The sequence below is a fragment of the Sphingobacterium sp. MYb388 genome (genome assembly GCF_037479535.1).
In the GTDB taxonomy this organism is placed as follows: domain Bacteria; phylum Bacteroidota; class Bacteroidia; order Sphingobacteriales; family Sphingobacteriaceae; genus Sphingobacterium; species Sphingobacterium anhuiense.
Genome location: NZ_JBBGYV010000012.1, coordinates 1 through 25,619, shown reverse-complemented (window position 1 = coordinate 25,619; position 25,619 = coordinate 1). Strand labels below are relative to the sequence as shown.

The window sequence follows — 25,619 nt, the reverse complement described above, 5'->3', positions numbered from 1 at the left end:
AATCAGATCAAACTCAATAGTTGGCATTTTTTTCTTAATATTGTCCTATGCGTGCAGTAATACAACGAGTTTCCAGGGCGAGCTGTTCGGTCGATAGCAAAATAACAGGTCAGATTAAAGACGGCTTACTAATCCTTATTGGGATCGAAGAGGAAGATACAATTGAAGATATGAAATGGATGGCACAAAAATTCGTCAATCTTCGAATATTTAATGATGAAAACGGTTTAATGAATAGATCGGTGCTAGACATACGTGGTGAAATATTACTTATATCCCAATTCACATTATTCGCACAAACAAAAAAAGGAAATCGCCCCTCTTTTATCCGTGCAGCCAAACCAGATAAAGCACAGCCAATGTACATACAAATGGCCCACTATCTTAGCACTTTAATAAACAGCGAAGTGCAAATGGGAATATTTGGTGCAGATATGAAAATTGATTTATTAAATGATGGGCCCGTTACCATCATAATGAATACACAGGATAAAGATAATTTCTAATACTATGACAATAAAAGAAGCACAGGAGACCATTGATAAATGGATCAATACAACAGGTATTCGCTATTTTAATGAATTAACAAACACAGCAATGCTAATGGAAGAAGTTGGAGAAGTTGCTAGAATTATGGCAAGACAGTATGGCGAACAATCATTTAAAAAATCTGATAAAGAAGTAAATTTAGCGGATGAAATGGCCGATGTTCTCTTTGTATTAATGTGCCTGGCCAATCAAACCGGTATTGATTTAACAGATGCGCTAGAAAAAAATTTAGAGAAAAAATCAATCCGTGACGCCGATCGACATAAAAACAATGAAAAATTAAAGTAATACAACATTACTATAATTTAGTTCGTTATATAAGTATCAAATTAATTTTAATACAGTTTGCATGCAAACTGTTGAAGGGCTGTATCAAGAAACTTGATACAGCCTTTTAATTTCTTTATCTTTAATGCAGATCATTAATTCCCTCTGGAAATGAATTTAACACATTACGTCCATACATTAAAACACCATGTGCTTTTAGCAATCTTACTTACAGGATTAACACACGCTTCAGCACAAGATAGAAATAAAGAATTTACCTTTCAATATGACCCTCAGGAAATCGTTAATGGTAGCCAATACCAAAAGATCCAGATCCTGGATTCAAGAAAAGATACAACTCATTACGGAATCATACAAAAAGGTTTATTAGGAAAATCCGCTACTGTAGTTGCAAATCCAGCTCTTGAAGATCAATTGCAGAAATATCTAGAAACAATCAGTAATGGAAATACGCAGAGAGATACATTGCTTTTGCAAATTCGAAGATTATCATTTTCTGAAATTGGTGGTGGAATCAAAGAAAAGGGCTTTTTTGATTTCAGAGCAAATCTATATCAAAAAAAAGGGAACAATTATTTCCCATTAAATCATATCGACAGTAGCTTTCAAGTTTCAGGAATCGATGTCTCCAACAAATTATTAAAAAAAGGAAGCCTCATTATAGATTCATTCATTCGTAAAAATTTAAAAGTAAAAGACATATCGTCCGAATCATTAACCTTACATGATATCCAAAACATTGATTACAAGGAAAAAGAGAAATTACCATTATATGCCGCAGAACATCTCGTGGACGGGATTTATATGAGCTATGAAACTCTAAAAAACCAAAAACCAGATTATCCGCTAGTTGATGAGAAAGATAAAAAAGGCAAAATCAAATACTATTATTACACCAATGAAAAAGGGAAAAAAGTAAAATTAAAAGATTCACAGATATATGCCGTGGTAGATAATGACGAAACCTATGTCTCCACAAGTTATGGATATTATCCACTTGTAATGGAAAATGACGAATACTATTTCTATGGTTTAGCAGAAGAAAACAGTACTAGCTTCTCGATATCAGCAGGCATAGGATCAGGTTTTGGATATGGAGGTGGAATGATTGGAATTGGAGTGGGATCAGCACCTTCAAACATTAAGCGATACAAAATAAAAATTGACCATGTAGATGGAAATTTTGAAAAAATAGAACAACTACCTAATTAAGATTATGAAAAAAAGCAAATTCTATTTGTTTATTATTACGGCGGCGCTGTCAGTACAATCGTGCACAGTTTCGTTAGAACTTGATAAAAAAGCCAAGACCTTCAATAAGGCGGCGGTTGTTACCGCGCATCCCTTAGCTTCAAAAGTTGGTGTAGATATCCTAAAAATGGGGGGCAACGCCATTGATGCCGCTGTCGCAGTACAATTTGCATTAGCAGTAGTTTACCCTAATGCTGGAAACATAGGTGGTGGTGGGTTTATGGTCTACAGAAGTAGTAAAGGTGAAATCAATGCTTTAGACTTTAGAGAAAAATCACCAGAAAAAGGACATGCTAATATGTACCTAGACAAGCAGGGAAATGTAATAGAAGATCTAAGTGTATATGGCCATTTATCCGCAGGAGTACCAGGATCAGTTGACGGAATGGTTGAAGCTCACAAAAAGTATGGCAAATTAGATTGGAAAACTTTATTAAATCCTGCTATAGCATTAGCTGAAAAAGGCTTTCCGATTACAAAACAACAGGCAGAGGAATTCAACGAATATAAAGAAAGCTTTCAAAAATATAACCCAAGTGGCGCCCCTATACTGAAAACCACCAGCTGGAAAAAAGGCGATTTATTCCAGCAACAGGAACTGGCTAACACAATTAGAAGAATTGCTGATCATGGTCGTGATGGCTTCTACAAAGGCATAACAGCTGACCTCATTGTTAAAGAAATGCATAAAGGCAATGGCATTATCAGTTATAATGATCTTGAGAATTATAAAGCAGTATGGCGACAACCCGTTACAGGATATTACCGTGGACATAAGATCATATGTATGGCACCTCCATCTAGTGGTGGACCAGCCTTAGTTGCACTATTACAATCAGTAGCACAATATCCATTAGGAAAATGGGGATTCCAAAGTGATTCCGCTGTACGTGTAATGGTTGAAGCCGAACGTCGTATTTATGCAGATAGAGCAAAGTATTTAGGTGATCCAGACTTCATAAGAGTACCTGTCAAAGAATTGACAGACTCTATTTTCAACAGTGAAAGATTAAAAGCCGTAAACTTAACCAAAGCAACCGCAAGCAGCGATGTAAAGGCTGCGAAATTTCCAGGATATGAATCAGAAGAAACAACACACTTTAATATCGTCGATTCCGAAGGCAATGCCGTTTCTATTACGACAACACTTAATAATTCATATGGATCACGTGTCTTTGTATCTGGCGCAGGCTTTATATTAAATGATGAAATGGATGACTTCTCAGTTAAACCAGGAGTTCCAAATATCTATGGCCTCGTTGGCGGAAAAGCGAATGCCATCGAGCCAAACAAACGTATGTTAAGTTCAATGACACCAACTATTGTGGAAAAGGATGGAAAGCTATTTATGGTAGTAGGAACACCAGGCGGATCAACAATTATGACCTCCGTCTTCCAAACGATAGTCAACGTAATTGACTATCAACAAAATGCACAGCAATCCGTTTCATCCCCGCGTTTTCATCATCAATGGCTACCCGATCAGATTGATGTAGAAAAAAATGCAATAACTCCCAAAGTAAGAAAAAGTCTAGAAAATGCAGGGTACAAAATATCACCTAGAGGTAATATAGGCAGAGTGGAAAATATCATAATATTACCCAACGGAAAACTCCAGACAGGTGCCGATCCGAGGGGTGATGATACCGCTTCAGGTTTTTAGTATATTAAATTTTAAATAGTATAGATTATTTTTAAAACAATTAAACTTATACAAACATATCAGCTCTATATAACAAACACTGATTTTATGATTAAAAATTATACGTATCCAATCAGCGGAACAATGATGATGCTATTTTTTGCCACTTTAATCGTGAGCTGCAGCATGCTAAAAGGTCCTGACTTTACAAAAATACAAGTTGGCATGACCAAAGAGAAGGTTGTTCAGCAACTAGGAAAGCCGGATGCCGTAGTAGCCTCAAAAAAATATCAAGACGGTATATTAGAGATTTATGAATATGGCACTGCACAATTAGAAAATGCGGCAGATTCAACTTCAGGATATAGAATCTACTGGCTATACTTTTTCAACAATGAACTTCAAGAATGGGGAATAAAAAGAAACTATTCACCATCTGATTACGATGGATATTACGAGAAGTATAGACGCCGTCATTAATTAAATAAACAAAAAAGCCCTGTTGCAAAATTGCAACAGGGCTTTTTTATTATATTTAGTAAAGAAGAATGATCTTACATCATTCCGCCCATGCCACCACCCATTGGAGGAGCACCAGCACCATTATTTTCTTCTGGCTCATCAGCTAATACACATTCAGTTGTTAACAACATAGAAGCGATAGAAGCTGCATTCTCTAAAGCTACACGAGAAACTTTAGTTGGATCGATAACACCAGCACCAATTAGGTTTTCGAATACATCAGTACGAGCATTGTAACCGAAGTCCCCTGTACCTTCTTTCACTTTCTGAACGATAACAGCACCTTCAATACCAGCATTGAAACAGATCTGACGTAAAGGTTCCTCGATAGCACGTCTGATGATCTCGATACCGATAGTCTCATCTTCATTAGCACCTTTTAATCCTTTTAAAGCGTCAGTAGCACGAATGAAAGCAACACCACCACCTGCAACGATACCTTCTTCAACAGCTGCACGAGTTGCATGTAAAGCATCATCAACGCGATCTTTCTTCTCTTTCATTTCTACTTCAGTAGTAGCACCTACATAAAGAACAGCAACACCACCTGATAATTTAGCTAAACGCTCTTGTAATTTCTCACGATCATAATCAGAAGTAGTTGTTTCGATTTGAGAACGGATTTGAGCAACACGAGATTTAATATCTTCAGCATTACCGGCACCATTAATGATTGTTGTATTATCTTTATCAACAACAACTTTTTCTGCTTGACCTAAGTAAGATAATTCAGCATTTTCTAATTTGAAACCTCTTTCTTCAGAAATCACTGTACCACCAGTTAAGATAGCAATATCCTCTAACATTGCTTTACGACGGTCACCAAACCCTGGAGCTTTCACTGCTGCAACTTTCAGTGAACCACGGATTTTATTAACAACTAAAGTAGCTAATGCCTCACCATCTAAATCTTCTGCAATAATGATTAATGGTTTGCCAGTTTGTACTTGTTTTTCTAAAATCGGCAACAACTCTTTCATGTTACTGATTTTTTTGTCATAGATTAAAATGTACGGATTTTCAAGTTCCGCTTCCATTTTATCAGAGTTTGTAACAAAATATGGAGATAAGTAACCACGGTCAAATTGCATACCTTCTACTGTTTTAACTTCAGTTTCAGTACCTTTTGCTTCTTCTACAGTAATAACACCATCATTACCTACTTTTTCCATTGCTTGCGCAATTAAAGCTCCGATAACTTCGTCATTATTTGCAGAAATTGATGCTACTTGTTTTATTTTATTATTGTCTTGACCAACAGTTTGAGATTGCGATTTTAAATTCGCAACAACTGCTGCTACAGCTTTATCAATACCACGTTTCAAATCCATTGGATTAGCACCTGCTGCTACAGATTTAATACCTGGAGCTACGATAGCCTGAGCCAAAACAGTTGCAGTAGTTGTACCGTCACCTGCTTGATCAGCAGTTTTAGAAGCAACTTCTTTCACCATCTGAGCGCCCATATTTTCTAAGGCATCTTTCAATTCGATTTCTTTAGCAACAGTAACACCATCTTTAGTGATAACCGGAGAACCGAATTTTTTTTCAATGATTACATTACGTCCTTTAGGACCCAAAGTTACCTTTACTGCATTTGCCAATGTGTCAACACCTTTTTTAAGTGCTTCACGAGCTTCAACGTTATATTTTACTTGTTTTGCCATTATCTTTAAATTTTTGAAATTTTCACCTGATCCCAGAAGAGACCAAATTTATTTACATTTGGATACTATATAAAAAAATTAAATAACCGCGTAAATATCAGCCTCACGCATAATTAAATACTCTTTACCTTCAACAGTAATTTCAGTTCCAGCATATTTACCATATAAAACTTTATCACCAACTTTAACAGTCAAAGGTTCGTCAACTTTACCCGTTCCAACTGCTACAACGATTCCTTGTGATGGTTTTTCTTTTGCTGTATCAGGGATGTATAATCCTGAAGCTGTTTTTTCTTCTGCCTGAGCAGCTTCAACTACTACTCTGTCACCGATAGGTTTAATGTTTAATGCCATAATATATTTTATTTTTAGTTCTATTTCAATTATATCTAAATGTCATCAGCAATTATGCCAAAGAGCCAAGAGCAGACTTTTGAGACAAATTTGCATCGAAAAAACAAGGCACTGGCAGATTTCATTCACATTCTGTCAGGCTGTCACGCTACAAAACTGACAATACAAAAAAAGCCCCCAATTACTTGGGGGCTTTCAATTTCTATACAACAACCTATTTAGTTGAATCTGTTACAGTTTTCTGTGCCGGAGCTTGTTGAGCTGGAGCAGGTTGTTGTGTATTATTTAAATTCAATGGACTAGTTTGTGCAGGAGTTTCAATTTGATTACCCAAACCACCACCCACAGTAGCTGTTGTAGTTGGAGCTACGATATTAAATGCTAAACAAAAAACCATGATCGCAATCACTAATCCCCAAGAACCTTTTTCTAAAAAGTCACCTGTACGTTTTACACCCATAATATTAGTTCCACCAGCAAATCCTGATGATAAACCACCTCCTTTTGGATTTTGTATTAAAACTAAAAATGATAATAAAATACTTGCCAAAATTATAAGAGCAATTAATATTCCTTGCATTTCTCTATATGTATTAAGTTAATTTCTTTTCTAAATTTAAAATTTCCGACGCAAAGTACGCATTTTTTTCTGGATATTTCAAAACTAATTTTTTGTAAACCTCTATAGCCTTAGGATATAATCCTTGTTCGATATAAATTCGGGCCAAAGTTTCAGTCACCAGCGAATACTGATCTTCCGAACTTTTCCTTGCTTTATTTTCCAGATTAATCTTATCAGCAGGAGGAGGTTTTATCTGCGGATCCTCTTTGATAAATCGTTCGATCAGATGATCCGTATTTTTCTTCTCTACCTGAAATGGTACCGTATTTTTAAATTCCTCGCTTAACTTAACCTCAGGAGACTGCAGATGAAAAATATTCTCCTTAATCTGTTGATCCAAAACTTGAGCATCAATCGTCTGTTTAAACCGAGTCACATGCTGTTCTGCAGAATGGGCATGATAATTTGGGGCCTTCAAAAATGGCTGGTACGTATCTGCATGCTCTAAACGAGTTTTATGTAACCACCATAAAAAACTATAAGGCATCAGCTCATCGTCATACACACTGATCCGCTCTTCCTCACGCACTTCTTCATCCACAGGACCTATGACAAAGGTCGACTCCACAGATAACATTGGTTCATTAGAAATATCATCTTTAATCTCCTCCAGAATATCATCGGTTTTTTCCAATCGAAAAAAATCATGCGCTACACCGGATTGAATCAAAGCATTTAGTTCCTCTCTTCCATTATCAAGATCTGCAGTTGAATCCTCCTGTACATCATCAATTGTATCTTCGAAAGCAATATAATCATCCGATTCAACTTCAATAGGTAATTCAACAGGAACAGCTTTATGCAGATACTCATATAACCAATTTGGATTAGCAGCATAAAGCAATGTCGAAGAAATATTATGAACTTCCCTATTTAGCAAGTAGAGGTGTCTTTCATAAGCAAAACGAAGAGACTGCGCATATGGAAATTTGGCAATCAAGGACAACAAATCAGATTCCGAAAGAGATAACGGATTGTTGATCGCTTGATGAAACAAGTTTATATCGTCTGAAATTCGTCTATTTTCCATATCTCAAACCACTACCAATTAGCAAATGCTTTATTGTAAACATCTTCTGTCAACATTAGAATAATTTCTTTATTTAATGTTTCCTCTTGAGCCGATTGCAATTGACCAGAAAAATCTTTAAACCTTGTGAAAGATTGTTCAAAATTATCCTTCTCAACGATTTTATTATGATAATTTACTTTAATCGTTATTGAAAGGCGATTTAATGCAGCACGATCCGTTCCTGCCTCAACAGCAGCGGGACTAATCGTATAATCCGTGATAAAACCCTCAAAAGTTGCATCAGCATTATCATTAACCTGACTCAACCGCGATTGATTACGTATACGCTCTTTTAAGGCTTCTGTAAAATTCTGACTTAAGGTTGGATAAACCATTGATGCAATATTCTCAAAGTACAATACGCTCACTGTTTTCATCCCATCAGGAATAGATCCACCGGTAAAACCATATTTTACACCACAGCTTGTTGTAAAAAACAACATCGCTATCATGATAAAACCCGGTAGCAAACTTGATCTAAGCTTCTTCATAAACGAGATTATAAATCTAAATTTAAGTCTTTAATTTTTCTGTACAAAGTTCTTTCGGAGATACCCAACTCCTGCGCTGCCGCTTTACGTTTACCACGATGCTTCTTAAGCGCTTTTTTAATCAAATCGGATTCTTTCTCTGTTAAAGATAACGATTCTTCAACTTCTTCGGCATCTTGTGTATCATAATTTAAATATCCATCTTGACCCGGGTTACTTTTCAGCACATTAGGTTGATGTATAGTCAATGTCTGTGAAGCGGCCAAATGATCTTGAAGCCGATCAGCACTAGGTTCAACCTCTTGATACAATCGATTAATATAGGGAGAATTTTCATCAAACGTGGAAGGATTAACTCCATTTTGAATCAATTCAACAACCAATTTTTTCAAATCAACCATATCTTTCTTCATATCAAAAAGAACCTTATATAAAAGATCGCGCTCTGAAAAATCATCCTTTCCACTTTGATTAGCAACTACTGCTGGTAAAGTAGAACGGCTTTCAGAAGGAAGATAATTTTGTAAAATTCGCGCATCCACAACTCGTTCTTTCTCAAGAACGGCAATTTGTTCCGCAATATTTTTCAACTGGCGCACATTTCCTGGCCAGCTGTATGTCTTCAATAGTTGTTGTGCATCGTCAGTCAGCTGTATGCTTGGTGAGCGGTATTTATCAGAAAAATCGACAACAAACTTTCTAAATAACAAATAAATGTCTTCCGCACGTTCACGTAATGATGGAATACGAAGGGGAACAGTGTTCAATCTGTAATAAAGATCTTCTCGAAATTTACCATTTTGTACAGCATTAAAAACATCAACATTTGTCGCAGCAACTACGCGAACATTAGTTTTCTGAACCTTAGAAGAACCCACACGGATGTATTCACCCGACTCTAAAACACGTAGCAAACGAGCCTGTGTACCTAAAGGTAACTCCCCTACCTCATCTAAAAAAATAGTACCACCATCAACAACCTCAAAATATCCCTTTCTTGCTTCATGTGCCCCAGTAAAAGAACCTTTCTCATGACCAAACAATTCCGAATCAATTGTTCCTTCAGGAATAGCCCCACAGTTAACAGCAATAAAAGCACCGTGTTTACGCGCGCTTAATTGATGAATAATATGTGAAAACACCTCCTTACCACTACCACTCTCCCCTTGGATCAAAACTGAAATATCAGTAGGAGCCACTTGACGGGCAATATCTATAGCCCTATTAAGTAAAGGTGAGTTACCTATAATCCCAAATCGATTCTTAATATCTTGATTATCCATCCTCTAAATTTAAGAATAAAGACCTCTATTATATTCTAATTAATCTACTATTTTACCCAGTAAAGTAGCCGAAGTACAAGACTCGATCATTACAGTAACGTAATCACCAGCCTGATAACGTTCATCTACAGGAAAAATAGCCATTGCATTTTGATCATTACGACCAGCAAAATCTTTATCCGAGCGTTTTGAAAAACCCTCAATTAAAACACGTTGGTTTTTACCTACAAATTGCTGTAAACGTTCAAAACTATGTGCTCTTTGTTTCGCAACAATTTCTGTTAAACGACTTTTCTTAATTTCTTCTGGAATATCATCAGCATAACGTTTAGCAGCTAATGTACCCGGACGCTCCGAATACGCAAACATAAACGCATAATCATACTTCACGTAATCCATCATGCTCACTGTATCTTGATGCTCTTCTTCCGTTTCTGTACAAAAACCAGTAATGATATCTGTTGAAATACCACAACCCGGAATAATCCGGTTGATTGCATCAATACGATTAATATACCAATCTCTATCATAAGTACGGTTCATTAATTCTAATACTCTAGAATTTCCAGACTGTACAGGTAAATGAATGTATTTACAGATGTTATCATAGCTTGCCATTGTATGCAATACCTCATCAGTAATATCTTTTGGATGAGATGTCGAGAATCGAACACGTAATAACGGGTTCACTTCAGCCACCAATGCTAATAAGTTCGCAAAATTAACAGGAGCACTTTCTTCCTGCCCTTCAATTGTAGGGGCAGTATATTTATATGAATCAACATTTTGTCCCAACAAAGTAACCTCACGATATCCTGCATTGAACAAATCATGCGCTTCCTTCACAATAGATTCAGCATCACGACTGCGTTCTCTACCCCTGGTAAATGGAACAACACAGAACGAACACATATTATCGCATCCGCGCATAATCGAAATAAATGCTGTGATACCATTCGAGTTTAAACGAACAGGACTAATATCAGCATATGTTTCTTCACGAGAAAGCAATACATTAACAGAACGATTTCCATCATCCACCTGTGAAATTAAATTTGGCAAATCACGATAAGCATCAGGACCAACAACAACATCAACTAACTTTTCTTCTTCCAAGAATTTAGCTTTCAATCGTTCTGCCATACATCCCAACACACCCACGATCATACCAGGATTGCTTTTCTTAGCAAATTCAAATTCTTTCAAACGATTCCGTACACGTTGCTCAGCATTCTCACGAATGGAACATGTATTGATAAAGACCACGTCTGCCTCTTGATAGTTTTTCGTTGTTTCAAATCCTGTCTCCAATAAAATAGAAGCAACTATTTCACTATCAGAAAAGTTCATTTGACAACCATAACTCTCAATATATAACTTACGTCCATTACCTTTGGAAACATTATTTTCAATCAATAAGGCTTCACCTTGACGCGTCTCGTCGTGTTCCTTAGTTGTATGCGCAAAATCTAACATAGCTCAAAATTCAAAGACTACAAAGTTAGGAATAAATATTGAATTGATGACAGTTTGTCATATTAATATTGCACCTAAATGAATATAAAAACCAACAAAAAAGCGCTGATGATACATCAGCGCTTTTTTAAATATAAAATATTTTTCAGACCTATTGAGCTTGGCTCTTAGCTTCTTGTTTCATTTGATTACCAGCAACGATAACAATTTCTACACGACGGTTTGCTGCACGACCTGCTTCAGTATCATTACTCTCCAAAGGCTCAGAGAAATTTCGTCCTTCCGTACGGATACGAGAGGAAGCTAAACCTTGAGAAACTGCAAATGCACGAACCGCATTAGCACGGTTTTCAGAAACTTTTTGATTGGCATCTAAAGATCCAACGTTATCCGTATGACCGATAACCAAGATATCAGTACCTTGCTCTTTATTTAAAGTCGCAACTAAGTTTTTAATATTTTCTCTCGCAGAAGCTTTCAAATCAGATTTATTAAAATCAAATAAAATACCTGAATCAAATTTAACCACGATACCTTCACCCGCTTGAGTAACTTCAGCACCCTCAACAGTTTTAGCGATCTCGGCAGCTTGTTTGTCCATCTTCTTACCAATTAAGACACCTGCAGCACCACCGATAGCAGCACCTGCAATAGTACCAATAGCGGTACTACCAGCCTTGTTACCGATTAAAGCTCCTAATGCACCTCCTGCAACCCCACCAATTACGCCACCTTTTGTGGTATTATTTGTATTTTGAATTGTTGAACAACTCCCAAATAACATTGCTGATGTAGCCACTGTAAGACCAAAAACAGCTAACTTCTTATTCATTTTCATAATTATAATATCTTAAATAATATTTCCAGTGTGATTCCAAAGCTATATGAAACAAACCGAATGCCAAAAAATAAATAATAGCCAACAAACGCCGATTTTAGTAACAAAAATGTCGACAATAGTTGACAGATATAAAATTAAACTGATTATTTTTCCTGTGTCTTCACTTCAATATCTGGAAGAGTAAGCCCCTCTGGACGGCCATTTTTATTAAAATCAGCAAGAGAACGTTGCACATACTCCAAAAAATCATAATGTTGCCAATTTGCAACCATATTCGGAGATGGCCTATAAATGCGCATAAAGGAATCTAAATCTTTATCATCCAATTTTGTTATTTCTCGGACAGCGTCCTTAGAAAAAACCTTATCCACCTGCAACTGTTCTTTTTCACTGTCTAGAAAACGACTGAAACGCTTTGCATTTTTAGCCTCACGCCCAAAAAGGTTATAAAGAGCAGTGGCCGGGCTAGCCAAGTAGGTTCCAAACTTATTACTACCACCATTATAAACGCCCTTCTTTCCGTAGTCACGCATAGCTTCATTTAATTCCGCTTCCTTAGTTTTACGTTCTATAATAACGGTCTCTAGTCGAATTCCTGATTGCAATTCAACATAGAAATCTTTAAGATCACTAATTAAAGTTTTCGCCTCAGCGTAACCGATTTTAGAAAAAGATAAACTATCTCCAATAGATGCTTCAATTACAAATACACCAAATGAATTGGACACAACAGATTTATTTGTCCTCAAATTACGAACATTCACCTCCGGAAGACGCAATGAAGTCCCTTTTTCGAACACCATCCCTGAGATACGCTGTATTTGTTGTGCCTGAACATTTGTGCCTAAAAAAAACAGGAACACGAAGCTAAGCAAACTGATATGGCAAATTATTTTTCTATACATATTTAAATAAAAGTAATAATAGTTTGACACATCAATTGTTAAAAAAGTTTAAATATTTAAGAATTCCTATTTATAAGGATAAAAGACAAAATTTGCACCTTCAGGAACAATAACTAACAAACACATAAAATCCTGTGCACGCTTAAACTTTTTGATAAACGCGTCTTTCCTATCCTCTTTAATAATATTTGATTCAACAAGCTCTTCAAATGTAGAAGCGTTAATACTCCAGTTTGTTTTTAGCTCGACATGATCTAAAATCAATTCACCGACATTAACAACATGTTGGTGCGCTATAAAAATTGGATACGCAGATAAGCCCTCAGCCATAATTTCTAAAGATATCTCCTTAATCGAATCACTATAATAATCTAAATCGATCTTTAAACTCTTTAGGGGACTAGATTTTTGGCTATCATCTTCATTATTTTTCGATGCCCCAAACCACTCTTCTATTTCCATAATTATCCCTTTAATTTTAATAAAACAACATTTTCAACATGTTGTGTATGCGGAAACATATCAACAGGTTTAATACGAACCACATCATATTTTTCAGCCAATAAAGTCAAATCACGTGCCTGAGTCGCCGCATTACAACTTACATAAACAATTTTTGGAGATTCCATTTCTAATAGTCGTGCAACAACATCGGTATGCATACCAGCACGAGGGGGATCTGTAATGACTACATCAGGTTTGCCATGTTTAGCAATAAAGCTTGCCGTTAGCACATCTTTCATATCTCCTGCATAAAATTTCGTGTTTTTCACGCCATTTATTTCCGAATTGATTTTCGCATCTTCAATTGCCGACGGCACATATTCAACACCAATAACCTCCTTAGCATATTTAGCAACAAAATTTGCAATTGTACCAGCGCCTGTATACAAATCATATACAAGTTCATCACCAGACAAGCCTGCAAAATCTCGGGTTATTTTATACAGTTCATAAGCTTGCGCAGAGTTCGTTTGATAAAATGACTTTGGTCCAACCTTAAATTTAAGACCTTCCATTTCCTCATAAATGAAATCGCGTCCATTATAAATCTCTATTTCCTGATCAAAAATCGTATCATTCTTTTTCTGATTAATAATATAAAGAAGAGAAGTTATTGACGGAAACTTATCCTTAATGAAAGACATTAATAGCTCAACTTGTCCTTCTTCTGGATAAGCGAACACCACGATCACCATCAATTCTCCTGTTGAAGAAATACGAATGATTAAATTACGTAACACGCCACTATGATCACGTAAATCATAAAATGATAGCGCATTTGCGACAGCAAATTCTCGAACACTATTACGCAATACATTAGAAGGATCTTCTTGCAAATAGCAATGACTAACATTAAGAATCTTATCGAATCTTCCCGGAACGTGGAAACCTAGAGCATCCATATTCATATCTTCCACATTATCATCCAAAGTCGTCAACCATTTCTTATTAGAAAAAGTGTACTCCAATTTATTCCTATAATATTCCGTCTGCCCAGATGCCAATATAGGCTCCATTGAAGAAGTATCAACTTTGCCAATACGTGTGAGCGCATTTTCTACAGACTGCTGTTTAAACAACAGCTGTGCATCATAGGTCATATGTTGCCATTTGCAACCACCGCATACTCCAAAATGCTCACAAAAAGGTTCAACACGATATTCAGATGCTTTCTTCAAGGTCTGAATACGACCTTCACCAAAGCTTTTCTTTTTGCGCATCAATTCAACATCAACCACATCACCTGGAATTGCCTTTTCAACAAACAATACCAAATCATCTGTTTTTCCAACACCCTTACCTTCTTCTGCAATATCAATAATCGCGATATCGTTGAAAACTAATCTTTCTTGTGAATTTCTTCTTCTCATATTGGCGCAAAATTACGCTTTTTTGATCAGAATTTTAATGAATAGTTGCGTGAACTAAATAAGGAAGAATTTCCTTTTGAAAAGAAATGAAATTTTTACGCACATCTGCTTCTGTAACCGCTGTAAATGCAAATGAAAATACAATGTTTTTGCTCGTCTTAATAAGGAAAGTCAGCTTCTTTTCGGAGATAGAAGCTGCAATGGTATCATTTTGAATAAAAGAACTCAGCAATAAAAATTCTAAATCATCGGAGAGCGTCTTTAAATACTCCTGCGCATTAGCAGATTCACGAATAAATTCCCAACCTACAAATTCATTACAGACTGTATAAGTAAGGCGGCTAACTTTCAAAATTGTATTTCCAAGAAAAACTGCCAAATCCTCTTCTCCGACGTTCTTTTTCAGAATATCCTTCACATTCTCTTGAATATACTCCATTAAAATAGCGTGAAGAATCAGCTCTTTACTATCAAAATATTTATAGAATGTCGCTTTTGCTATATTAGCTCTTTTTGCCAATTCATTAACGCTGGTTTTATTATAACCGTACTTACGAAATAGCTCTCGAGCAGATCTTTTGATAGATTCAATAATTTTATCTGCTTCCATAAATTTATCTTGAAAATTTAAGTACATGAACCAAACGTCGAGCAACCACAACGTTTAAAATACGATTATTCATCAATAAAATTTCATTATCAAACACATATTTATTTGCATTAATGAAAAAAGAAATCACATTATCTATACCTTTTAAAATCAATTTCTTGATTAAAAGTATAGATAATGTGATTAAATAATCTATTCGTTCTATCATTAAATGATTTCGCTTTCAAATTGAGATAAGAACCTCACATCATTTTCAGAAAACAATCGTAAATCTTTAATCTCATATTTTAAATTGGTGACACGCTCAATCCCCATACCGAAAGCAAAGCCAGAGTATTTTTTACTATCGATACCACAGTTATCTAAAACGTTTGGATCTACCATACCGCAACCTAAGATCTCTACCCAACCGGAGTATTTACACAATTGGCAACCTGCACCTTTACAAATTGTACATGAAATATCCATCTCAGCAGATGGCTCTGTAAACGGAAAGTAGGAAGGGCGGAAACGCACCTGTGTACCTTCACCATATAATTCCTGCACAAAGTGAAACAATGTTTGCTTCAAATCCGCAAAAGAAACATTCTCATCCACATACAATCCCTCCACTTGATGGAAGAAACAGTGTGCACGAGCAGAAATCGCTTCATTACGATAAACACGACCAGGCATAATAGCGCGGAAAGGTGGCTTACCAGCTTCCATTAAACGAACCTGTACCGATGAGGTATGCGTACGCAATGTAATATCATTCCCTTCTTGTTTTTTAATAAAGAAAGTATCCTGCATATCACGAGCAGGATGTTCCGGAGGAAAATTTAAAGCCGAAAAGTTATGCCAGTCATCTTCAATTTCAGGTCCCTCAGAAACGATAAAACCCAATTTCTTAAAAATCTCAACAATCTCTTTACGTACCAAAGACAGTGGATGACGGGATCCCAACTTCAAACCCTGACCAGGTAAAGTAAGATCACCTTCACTCTTTTGAGCCTGTGATTTATTCGCACCAAATTTTTCGTGAGCCTCTTGGTATGTTTTTTCAGCAAATTGTTTAAACTCGTTCAATACCATACCCAAAACACGCTTCTCTTCTACAGAAACAGTTTTAAATTCATCAAACAAACTTTTAACAATACCTTTTGAAACTAAAAATTTCAATCTGAAATTTTCTACATCAGCTGAAGAAGTTGGAGCAAATTGCTTAATTTCCTCAGTATACTGCGTTATTTTATCTTGCAACATAATTATTCAAAGATACACCAAAATATTATAAAAGATAAAGGGTTTTCGTAAGTGAAGTTCAAATTTATGTAACAAGAGCAAAAAAATAATCACAAAAAAAGAGCATCATTAAAAAAGATGCTCTTTTTCGAAATATATTCCAGCACCTAAAACGGTAATGGATCACTATCATTCTCATTCTCTGTAAAATCGACTTCAACCTCCTTATTCTCAATCTTATCTGCATGAGATTGAGCAGGGGGAGCTGTAGGAGGTTCAAAATCAGATTTCCTTCCTAATAGGGTGAAGTTCTCAGCTACAATTTCAGTAGAATAACGTCTTATACCCTCTTTATCTTCATATGAACGCGTTCTTAAGCGTCCTTCAATATAAACTAACTTTCCTTTTGTCAGATACTTTGCTGCGACATCCGCCAATCCACGCCAAAGAACAACTGTATGCCACTCCGTTTGCTCTACACGTTTTCCATCTCGATTAAAATTTTCTGATGTTGCTAATGGAAAACTAGCAACAGAGACATTATTGTCTAAATATCTAATTTCTGGATCTTTGCCTAAATGGCCTACTAGAATAACTTTGTTGACTCCTGACATAATATTTAAGGTATTTGGTTATAATTTAGCTGTTTCTAAAAAAGAAAATATGAGCTTATGTTTAGCTAATTTATCCAAATCTTTTAATAAAACATAATTCCAATTTACTTTTTTTTGCTCCAAATCCCTAGAGCTTAACACGCTATAGAAAGTCGCATAAATATTTTGATGGCTTAAAACATGTTTTTTATTCCGTTGCAACAAACTTATTGTAACTTCTGGCCCAAATAAAGCTAAAAACTCTGGATGAGCAGTTATTTCCAACCCTTCTAAAGCCTCAGAAGTTTCAATCATAGGAAATTCATACAAATTCTCCCAAACATCAGATGCGCCACGCTTAGACATTAAAATTTCATCGTCCTTTTGAATAATAAAGTAGTGAAAATAACGATTTCTGCTTTTCTTAGCTTTAATTTTCACAGGTAAATCAGCCACCATTCCATGCGTATAGGCAAAACAGTCTAATTGCAATTCACATTCACCACATAATGGAGCCTTTGGCTTACAATGTAGAGCACCAAAATCCATAATCGCTTGGTTATACAATGCCGGATAGTCTCGATCAAGATTATCCTTTGCCAATTGCGTAAAGATTTTTTTACCCGCAGGAGTATTAATAGCCGTCTCTACACCAAAATAACGAGATAAAACACGAAAAACATTTCCGTCTAACACTGCTTGCTGTTCATCATTCGAAAAAGAAGAAATCGCCGCTGCAGTATACTCCCCAACTCCCGGCAGTTTAATTAATTCTACATACGATTTAGGGAATTCACCTTGATACATATCACGCACAATTCCTGCAGCCTTATGCATATTTCGGCCACGGGAATAATACCCAAGTCCCTGCCATAAATGCAAAATATCATCTTCAGAAGCGTTAGCAAAAGCTAAAACATCAGCATATCGATCCACAAACCGCAAGTAATAAGGCATGCCCTGCTCTACACGGGTTTGCTGTAAAATAATTTCAGACAACCATATTTTATAAGCATCCCTTGTATTTCGCCAAGGCAGATCACGCTGATGATCATGATACCATTCTATTATTTTTTTTGCAAATGACATCCTGCAAAAATGCGTTTTTTTATACCAGCTATCAAATTAATCCCCGTCAATTATTTATTCATTTCCTTTTCAAGAATCGCTTTCAGCTCATTGACTTTTTCAGGATTATTTTTTGCAATGTTGATTTTTTCTCCTTTATCTGTGCGCAGATCATACAATTGATCAACCTCGTCGTTTCCAAGCTCAATATTGACTAGGCTATTTCTTTTTGCGCCCTTACCAGCCTTAATATATTTGTAATTATCCTTTAATACACTCAAAGTACCTGATGCTTTTATTAGATAAGGTCTTCCTACCAGATCTTTACCCATAAAGCTTTTCCAAGTATTTTCACTATCAACAGCCTCCCCTTTAGGATATTTAACATTCAGAAAAGAAGCAAAGCTGCTCAATAAATCAACCTGACAAACTAAAGCATCCGATGTAGTACCCTTTTTAATCATTTTTGGCCAGCTGATTATAAAAGGAACACGCGTCCCCGCTTCAAATGCAGAATATTTCCCACCACTATAAGGTCCAAATGGATTATGTCCATTTAACTGACTAACAGCACCGTCATCATAACCATCATCCAGCACAGGTCCATTATCACTAGAAAAAATAATAATCGTATTCTCGTATACGTTATTATCTTTTAATGTTTTAACCAGTTGTCCAACAGTATAATCCAGTTGCAGTATAGCATCTCCGCGATAACCCAATCCACTTTTACCCTTAAACATTGTCGCAGGCATACGAGGCACATGTGGTTCGGTGGCATTATAAGTAAGGAAAAAAGGCTTTTGATAATGATCTTGTATAAAACGGATCGCTTTATCTGCAAATGTTAACGTTAATTCTTCATCAACCCACTTAGCCTCTTTGCCACCTGACATCCATCCGATTCTACCTATGCCATTCACAATGGTATTATCATGACCATGATTAAGAGAATTTTTCATCTTCAGCAACTCCGGATTTTCTTTACCAGTAGGCTCACTACCTACTTTTTTATTATAAGAAACCATTATCGGATCTGCCTTATTAACACCAAGTACATGATGATTTTCCAAGAAAACAGTTGGCACACGATCGGCAGTAGCTGGAAAAATAAAGGAATAATCATAGCCAACTTCCAAAGGACCTGGTTTGACACTCCCATTCCAGTCCTTATCCACTTGATTTCCAAGACCTAAATGCCATTTCCCAATCACAGCGGTTTGATACCCCGCATCTTTAAATACTTTGGGTAACGTTATTTTATCCTGAGGAATAATCAATTTAGCATCACCTGGTAAAATACCTGTACCTGTCTGTCTGAATGGATAATTGCCCGTCATTAGAGAATATCGAGACGGCGTACAAGTCGCTGCCGTAGCATGACCATTTGTAAATCTGATTCCTTCCGAAGCCAAAGCATCCAGATTGGGGGTATTTAATTTTGTAGCGCCATAACTTCCTAGGTCGCCATATCCTAGATCATCAACATAGATCAGAACAACATTAGGTTTCTGTTGCTGTCCCTCTACCTGAGTAACAGAGCCAACTAAAGTCAGCAGACTAATAATATAGTGGTTTACCAATTTCATTATAATTTTTTATTAAAGATAGTTAATGCATCATGATCCTCCACTTTCATGATTTCACGTTTTAATTTCTTTTTCAGATCCTTCACAATCTTTGCGGGAGCAGTAGTATAAATATTTTTCATTTCAGATGGATCTTGAGTAAGATCATATAACTCCCAAGAATTGAAACGTTTATAAAAACGGATCAGTTTGTAATGTCCATCGCTCACACCAAAATGAGGTGAAACAGCATGTTCTCCATTTTCATAATAATGATAGTACAAATTTTGACGTCCCCGTTTATCTTTTCCAGTGAGCACATCAACAAATGATTGACCTTGCATCTCCTGGGGTTTCTTCACTCCTGCCAACTGCAGCAACGTTGGAGCAATATCAACATTCATAATCTGAGCGTCGGATACCGTCCCTTTGGCAATCATTTCAGGAAATTTAGCAATCATTGGAGTCCTGAAAGACTCCTCATACATAAATCGTTTATCAAACCATCCATGCTCGCCCATATAAAAACCTTGATCCGACAAATAAATAACAATTGTATTCTTCTCCAAGTCATGTTCCTTCAAATAATCCAGCACGCGACCAATATTACGGTCCATAGATTCAGCAGTATTCAAATAATCAATCATATAACGACGATATTTCCATTCTGCCAAAGCTTTTCCAGAAAGTTGCTTCATATCCAGTTGCTCTTTGATAGGCTTATAATAGGCCAAGTATTTACGCCACTGATCGTCATTCATACGGGAAAAATTGCCTTCCTTCTTCATTGCCGCTACAGAGTTGTACATTTTAAGATCATATCCCATCTGCATATCTTTGTCAATTGACATTTCTTGCCCCCCGGCAGGCAATCGTCCCTCATAATCATCATAAAAATTTGCAGGAAGAGGAAATTCCTTTTCATCATTTTTGCCAAAATCTTGCGGATCAGGCATCCAGGTACGATGGGTAGCCTTGTGGCCTATAACAAGACAAAATGGATTACTTTTATCTAAAGAATCCAACCAGTGAGTTGCCTTATCCGTAACAATATCAGACACATAACCATTAACGGTCTCTCTTTGATTATTTGCGTTCACAAAAGTCGGATTAAAATAATGTCCCTGCCCCACCAACACGCTAAAATAATCAAAACCCTGAGGTTCATTACCTAAGTGCTGTTTTCCAATCCAGGCCGTTTTATAACCTACCTTTTGTAAGTCTTTAACAAACAAATCTTGACTATGATCAAAGTTTGATGTTTCATTATCCTTAAAGCCGTTTTTATGACTATATTTTCCCGTTAATAAAGTAGCTCTACTCGGTCCACAGATCGAATTCGTTACATAAGCCTTGTTAAAACGGATACCTGCTGTTGCGATTCTGTCAATATTTGGCGTATGTCCCAAGGTAGAACCATAGGCACCAATTGTCTGGTACGAATGATCATCCGAAATGATAATAACAATATTTGGCTTTTGTTGAGCAAAAGCGAGCACCTTTGCTACACAGAGAACTATTAATAATGCGGTCTTCTTCATGAATTATAAAAGAATTAGTTTTGGTTGAATTTCAAATATACAGAAACGATTTAAAACAGCAATTTGAAGAAATGCTGTAACGAAAAAATCACAGCAACAAACTTTACCCCTTAAAAGAATTTAGAAAATGCATAATTTCGCAGTTCATAGAAAAAACAATGAAAAGTAAACACTTTCAAACACTTATCCTGCTATTAATTTTTGTTAATTTCTCCAATGCACAGGAGAAAATGTATAAAATTCAATTTGCTCTCCATATGGGCGGAGTTGCAGAGGCAGAATCTGTAGCAGATCTTTATTCCACTCGCGACTTCCTACGAGTAGAAAATAAATTTATGGATAAAACAGTTCAGATATCTGACTTTAACAAACACAAAGCCTATACATTAGATTACGATAATGAAAACTATTATGAGGAGGAGCTGTTATCAGGAAAATTAACTGTCACTGATACTGAAGACCCCATCTCAACAGCTGATCTACAGGTTGAATTTATAACAGGAGAATCCAAATCAATTGCAGGCTACAACTGTAACAAAGCCATCATCACACTTCCAATTGAAACAGAAGAAGGAAATCCAATTATTGAAGTCTGGTATACGAAAGCTCTCCCTAAAATGTACTGGGGAGAATATGGTTATTTAGAGAAGATCCCCGGCGCGGCATTATCCATATCAGCCTATGAAATGGGAATTCAAGCTTTTAAAGTTACAGCATCAGAAATAAATCCTTCATTATTTGAAATCCCTGCTGATTTTGAACTTATCGAAAAAGCTGAAGAACAATTCACATTTGAACCTACTCAATTAGATGAAAACAGAGTATCCTATTTTGACGAAAACACCGGATACATTGGTATCTCCGATGAGGATGGCAATCAAGTTACACCTGCTAAATATAGCATTATTCAAGAATACATTGCAGGATATGCCGTAGCTGTAGATTCTAATAATAGCTATGGTCTATTAAATCTTGAAGGCAAAGAAGTTATACCATGTCAATATGAACACTTAGCAAGAACGGAAGATGGTCCATTATTATTTTCAAAAAATGACCAATACGGATTTATGGATACGAATGCTCATATCATTATTCCTGCATTATACAGCTATGCCCGTGAATTCGACAATGAACATGCCATCGTAACAACAAAAACTGGATCAGGTGTCATTGACAGGACTGGGAAGATAATCATTCCTACTAAATTTGAACTCATTCACGAATTTCAAAATGGAACAGCTGTCATATCAGAAGAAGAACTATATTACCTAGTTGACCATCAGGAGAAAAAACTTAGTGCAGCTTTCGAATTTATAACAAACGGTGGGGAGAATCTCTGGCTTTGTATGCAGAACGAAAAATATGGATTCATTGATTTAAAAGGCAAACCTGTCACGCCCATTAAATATCAGTACGCAGCTCCGTTCGATTCTGGGTTATCTTTAGTCTCAGAAAATGGAGAAGATTTTTTTTATATCGACCATAAAGGAAAATTCGTCCAAAAGATGGAAACAGAGTAATAATAATAAAATGAGGCAATTACTTGTCTCATTTTTGTTTTAGCTCAGGTTTCTGTTTCTTTGCATTAAAAATATAACATGGAAAAATTGAGCTTTAAGATTGCAACATTACACCGGGGCAGATATATGTTGCTCATGATGCTATTTGTCCTAGCTCTTGTTTACATCGTATCGAGACTGCCTTTATCCGAAGTAGTAAAAATAATGGGCTCCTTATTTTCATTGCCTCTTGTCTTGTATATTGCCGTAAAATGCTCAAGAAAACCAACAGTTTGGACTATTGACAATGAATCTCTAACAATAGAAGATCCCACTTCTCATAAAATCATACCGCTCAATACCATAGACTATGTGCGTAATTTAAGACGATCGGGAGGCAATCTTATCATCATTAAATTAAAAACCGGAGCGCACGTCAGAGCTTGGAGAAATAAGTTATTCGAATCGGAAGATGATCTCAAGAATCTCTGTCAATCACTAAAAGACAGTAAATTAGAATATTACGACATGTAACAAATACATAAAAAGAGAAAGATTGTAACTAAAGTTACAATCTTTCTCTTTTTTCTTCCTTTACTTTGTGTCACATTAGGATTGATTATTATGTATGAAATTATTCAAAAACCATGGCCTTGGTATATATCAGGTCCATTGATTGCCCTTATCATGTTTTTATTACTAAAACAGGGCAAAGATTTTGGGATGTCCAATAATTTAAGAACAATGTGTTCAATAGCAGGGGCAGGTAAAACAAGCTCTTTTTTCCGGTTTGACTGGAAATCACAGATTTGGAATCTATTAGTAGTACTAGGCACTATAATCGGGGGATTCATAGCGCATTTCTATCTAAGTGATGGGAGCACACCTGATATTAACAGCAAAAGTGTCCTTGACCTTCAATCGTTAGGTATTATAGAAAATCTACAAGGATATATGCCCGACCGTCTGTTTCTATTTGATGGCTCACTTTTTCAGTTTTTACTCTTAAGCATTGGTGGCTTATTAATCGGTTTTGGGACCCGTTATGCTGGAGGATGCTCGTCAGGACATGCCATCTCCGGATTGAGCAACTTTCAATTGCCCTCATTGATTGCCGTTATCGGTTTTTTTATTGGCGGGATCATCATGGTTCAATTTATATTCCCACTTATTTTCTAAATCCTTATGAAACAGTTAAAATTTATATTAATTGGAATACTCTTTGGTATCATCATGTATAAGTCAGAGGCCGCTTCCTGGTACCGCATATATGAAATGTTCCAATTCAGATCATTTCACATGTATGGAATAATTGGTACAGCTTTAACCACAGCAATTATAATTGTACAAATAATCAAACGTAAGAATATCAAAGATACGAGTGGCCAAGATATTCAATTCATAGATAAAAACAGGAGTATCACACGCTACCTTCTTGGAGGAACAATCTTTGGGTTAGGCTGGGCGCTCACCGGCGCATGTCCCGGACCAATGTTTACACTCCTAGGAGCAGGATATTGGACCATGGGAATTGTACTGGTATTTGCACTCCTGGGAACGTGGTTATATGGCCTTTTAAGAAATAAGTTACCTCATTAAACACTAACAAATGATCACAGTTCAACAAGCATTTTCTGGAATTTTTGAGAAAGAATTGATCGTAGAAATCGAACAAGTTGCCATCGTCAAAAAATTTAAAGCAGGCGAAGTAATCATAGACATTGGTCAGTATATTAAATTTATGCCACTTCTATTAGATGGCGTCATCAAGATTATTCGCGAAGACAAAAAAGAAGGTGAACTGTTATTATACTTTTTAGAAAAAGGAGATACTTGCGCCATGTCTATAGCTTGTTGTGTTGGGGCAAAAAAAAGTGAAATCAGAGCAATTGCTGATACCGATACTATAGTTGCTATGATACCCAATCAATATCTAGATGGCTGGATGGGGCATTATAAATCCTGGAGAAATTTTATTTTGGAGAGCTACTCCAATCGACTCAATGAGATGCTAACAACCGTCGACAACATCGCTTTTTTGCAAATGGACGTTCGGATCATGAACTACTTAAAAGAAAAAGCAACAATCATTCAATCACAAGACATTGACATCACACACCAAGTAATTGCCAATGACCTCAATACATCTCGTGTAGTGGTATCGCGCATATTAAAATCATTAGAAAACCAAGGGAGGATTCTATTGCAAAGGAATAATATCCAGCTACTTTAATGAATAAAATAAAACACTCAAAGGTAACTTATGTTACCTTTTATGATTTAATAAGGCCATACCTTTGAAAAAAAAGGAATAATATGATGGAATTATCACTCATTCTCGGATACACATTAGCAATAGCTGTAGGCCTCACAATGGGTATTATGGGCAGTGGCGGCAGTATTTTAACACTACCTATATTTGTTTACTTATTTCATATAGAGCCCATCCAGGCACTTGATTATTCTTTATTTACCATTAGCATAATATCACTAATAGGCTCCATTGGACACGTGTACAAAAAAGAAATTGATTTTAAAACAACAACATTATTTATTCTTCCATCGCTGCTAGCGGTGTACATTACGAAGCAATATATACTTCCAAATATTCCCAATAGTATCCCTATCAATCAGAGTACTATCTCGAAAGATCAGATTATTATGAGTTTCTTTTCAGTA

General features: G+C 36.2%; 28 protein-coding genes. 11 read left to right on the top strand and 17 right to left on the bottom strand.

What is annotated here, in order from left to right; genetic code table 11:
• Window positions 1–47 precede the first annotated feature (47 nt).
• The 5 genes from dtd (at window position 48) to WH188_RS24425 (ending at window position 4,210) form a co-directional block, all read left to right on the top strand.
• Window positions 48–506 (top strand): D-aminoacyl-tRNA deacylase, encoded by a 459-nt coding sequence (gene dtd, locus WH188_RS24445; protein ID WP_132771580.1) that lies wholly within the window; start codon window positions 48–50, stop codon window positions 504–506.
• Between the two features lie 4 nt (window positions 507–510).
• A complete protein-coding gene (locus WH188_RS24440; protein ID WP_021192353.1) occupies window positions 511–837 on the top strand; it encodes a nucleotide pyrophosphohydrolase in 327 nt (108 codons plus the stop codon).
• 150 nt (window positions 838–987) lie between these two features.
• Complete coding sequence (locus tag WH188_RS24435) at window positions 988–2,049, top strand: hypothetical protein (RefSeq protein ID WP_132771581.1); 1,062 nt, start codon at window positions 988–990, stop codon at window positions 2,047–2,049.
• Window positions 2,050–2,053: 4 nt separating this feature from the next.
• Window positions 2,054–3,751 (top strand): gamma-glutamyltransferase, encoded by a 1,698-nt coding sequence (ggt, locus tag WH188_RS24430; protein WP_168127908.1) that lies wholly within the window; start codon window positions 2,054–2,056, stop codon window positions 3,749–3,751.
• An 87-nt stretch (window positions 3,752–3,838) separates the two neighbouring features.
• The gene (locus tag WH188_RS24425; RefSeq protein WP_031289700.1) at window positions 3,839–4,210 is read left to right on the top strand and encodes a DUF3192 domain-containing protein; all 372 of its coding nucleotides are present in this window, start codon (window positions 3,839–3,841) and stop codon (window positions 4,208–4,210) included.
• Between the two features lie 74 nt (window positions 4,211–4,284).
• Here WH188_RS24425 and groL read toward each other — a convergent pair whose 3' ends face one another.
• The 17 genes from groL to WH188_RS24340 form a co-directional block, all read right to left on the bottom strand.
• Window positions 4,285–5,919, bottom strand: a complete 1,635-nt coding sequence (groL, locus tag WH188_RS24420; protein WP_132771583.1) for a chaperonin GroEL — start codon at window positions 5,917–5,919, stop codon at window positions 4,285–4,287.
• 78 nt (window positions 5,920–5,997) lie between these two features.
• Window positions 5,998–6,273, bottom strand: a complete 276-nt coding sequence (locus WH188_RS24415) for a co-chaperone GroES (protein WP_021192191.1) — start codon at window positions 6,271–6,273, stop codon at window positions 5,998–6,000.
• A gap of 214 nt (window positions 6,274–6,487) precedes the next feature.
• Window positions 6,488–6,853: a preprotein translocase subunit SecG gene (gene secG, locus WH188_RS24410; RefSeq protein WP_132771584.1), complete on the bottom strand. Its 366-nt coding sequence runs from the start codon at window positions 6,851–6,853 to the stop codon at window positions 6,488–6,490.
• 13 nt (window positions 6,854–6,866) lie between these two features.
• Window positions 6,867–7,925, bottom strand: a complete 1,059-nt coding sequence (locus WH188_RS24405; RefSeq protein WP_132771585.1) for a tetratricopeptide repeat protein — start codon at window positions 7,923–7,925, stop codon at window positions 6,867–6,869.
• 11 nt (window positions 7,926–7,936) lie between these two features.
• Complete coding sequence (locus WH188_RS24400) at window positions 7,937–8,458, bottom strand: LptE family protein (RefSeq protein WP_132771586.1); 522 nt, start codon at window positions 8,456–8,458, stop codon at window positions 7,937–7,939.
• A gap of 8 nt (window positions 8,459–8,466) precedes the next feature.
• Window positions 8,467–9,741, bottom strand: coding sequence for a sigma-54 interaction domain-containing protein (locus tag WH188_RS24395; RefSeq protein ID WP_021192197.1), 1,275 nt, complete (start codon window positions 9,739–9,741; stop codon window positions 8,467–8,469).
• A 39-nt stretch (window positions 9,742–9,780) separates the two neighbouring features.
• Window positions 9,781–11,217 carry a tRNA (N6-isopentenyl adenosine(37)-C2)-methylthiotransferase MiaB gene (gene miaB, locus WH188_RS24390; protein ID WP_132771588.1) on the bottom strand — a complete coding sequence of 479 codons (1,437 nt, stop codon included), beginning with the start codon at window positions 11,215–11,217 and terminating at the stop codon, window positions 9,781–9,783.
• A 151-nt stretch (window positions 11,218–11,368) separates the two neighbouring features.
• Entirely contained in the window at window positions 11,369–12,049 is a 681-nt protein-coding gene (locus WH188_RS24385; RefSeq protein ID WP_231577295.1) for an OmpA family protein, read from the bottom strand.
• A gap of 152 nt (window positions 12,050–12,201) precedes the next feature.
• Window positions 12,202–12,963, bottom strand: a complete 762-nt coding sequence (locus WH188_RS24380; RefSeq protein ID WP_132771589.1) for a hypothetical protein — start codon at window positions 12,961–12,963, stop codon at window positions 12,202–12,204.
• A gap of 66 nt (window positions 12,964–13,029) precedes the next feature.
• Window positions 13,030–13,425 carry a hypothetical protein gene (locus WH188_RS24375; RefSeq protein ID WP_021192201.1) on the bottom strand — a complete coding sequence of 132 codons (396 nt, stop codon included), beginning with the start codon at window positions 13,423–13,425 and terminating at the stop codon, window positions 13,030–13,032.
• Window positions 13,426–13,427: 2 nt separating this feature from the next.
• Window positions 13,428–14,837, bottom strand: coding sequence for a 23S rRNA (uracil(1939)-C(5))-methyltransferase RlmD (gene rlmD / locus WH188_RS24370; protein WP_168127910.1), 1,410 nt, complete (start codon window positions 14,835–14,837; stop codon window positions 13,428–13,430).
• A gap of 34 nt (window positions 14,838–14,871) precedes the next feature.
• Complete coding sequence (locus WH188_RS24365) at window positions 14,872–15,447, bottom strand: TetR/AcrR family transcriptional regulator (protein ID WP_031289705.1); 576 nt, start codon at window positions 15,445–15,447, stop codon at window positions 14,872–14,874.
• Window positions 15,448–15,654: 207 nt separating this feature from the next.
• The gene (pheS, locus tag WH188_RS24360; protein WP_132771591.1) at window positions 15,655–16,692 is read right to left on the bottom strand and encodes a phenylalanine--tRNA ligase subunit alpha; all 1,038 of its coding nucleotides are present in this window, start codon (window positions 16,690–16,692) and stop codon (window positions 15,655–15,657) included.
• A gap of 146 nt (window positions 16,693–16,838) precedes the next feature.
• Entirely contained in the window at window positions 16,839–17,285 is a 447-nt protein-coding gene (locus tag WH188_RS24355) for a single-stranded DNA-binding protein (protein ID WP_021192203.1), read from the bottom strand.
• A gap of 18 nt (window positions 17,286–17,303) precedes the next feature.
• A complete protein-coding gene (gene mutY / locus WH188_RS24350; RefSeq protein ID WP_021192204.1) occupies window positions 17,304–18,353 on the bottom strand; it encodes an A/G-specific adenine glycosylase in 1,050 nt (349 codons plus the stop codon).
• A 50-nt stretch (window positions 18,354–18,403) separates the two neighbouring features.
• Window positions 18,404–19,921: a sulfatase family protein gene (locus WH188_RS24345; RefSeq protein ID WP_132843520.1), complete on the bottom strand. Its 1,518-nt coding sequence runs from the start codon at window positions 19,919–19,921 to the stop codon at window positions 18,404–18,406.
• The gene (locus tag WH188_RS24340) at window positions 19,921–21,441 is read right to left on the bottom strand and encodes a sulfatase family protein (protein WP_168127911.1); all 1,521 of its coding nucleotides are present in this window, start codon (window positions 21,439–21,441) and stop codon (window positions 19,921–19,923) included. Before WH188_RS24340 ends, WH188_RS24345 begins: the two co-directional genes overlap by 1 nt.
• Window positions 21,442–21,599: 158 nt before the next feature.
• Here WH188_RS24340 and WH188_RS24335 point away from each other — a divergent pair, with 158 nt between their 5' ends.
• The 6 genes from WH188_RS24335 to WH188_RS24310 all read left to right on the top strand — a co-directional run.
• The gene (locus WH188_RS24335) at window positions 21,600–22,961 is read left to right on the top strand and encodes a WG repeat-containing protein (RefSeq protein WP_132771594.1); all 1,362 of its coding nucleotides are present in this window, start codon (window positions 21,600–21,602) and stop codon (window positions 22,959–22,961) included.
• 78 nt (window positions 22,962–23,039) lie between these two features.
• A complete protein-coding gene (locus WH188_RS24330) occupies window positions 23,040–23,474 on the top strand; it encodes a hypothetical protein (RefSeq protein WP_132771595.1) in 435 nt (144 codons plus the stop codon).
• Window positions 23,475–23,564: 90 nt separating this feature from the next.
• Window positions 23,565–24,119: a YeeE/YedE family protein gene (locus tag WH188_RS24325; protein WP_021192209.1), complete on the top strand. Its 555-nt coding sequence runs from the start codon at window positions 23,565–23,567 to the stop codon at window positions 24,117–24,119.
• Between the two features lie 6 nt (window positions 24,120–24,125).
• Window positions 24,126–24,539: a DUF6691 family protein gene (locus WH188_RS24320; RefSeq protein ID WP_021192210.1), complete on the top strand. Its 414-nt coding sequence runs from the start codon at window positions 24,126–24,128 to the stop codon at window positions 24,537–24,539.
• 10 nt (window positions 24,540–24,549) lie between these two features.
• Window positions 24,550–25,173, top strand: a complete 624-nt coding sequence (locus tag WH188_RS24315; protein WP_132771596.1) for a Crp/Fnr family transcriptional regulator — start codon at window positions 24,550–24,552, stop codon at window positions 25,171–25,173.
• 83 nt (window positions 25,174–25,256) lie between these two features.
• On the top strand, window positions 25,257–25,619 hold a 363-nt coding region (locus WH188_RS24310; protein WP_339424788.1), incomplete at its 3' end, for a TSUP family transporter.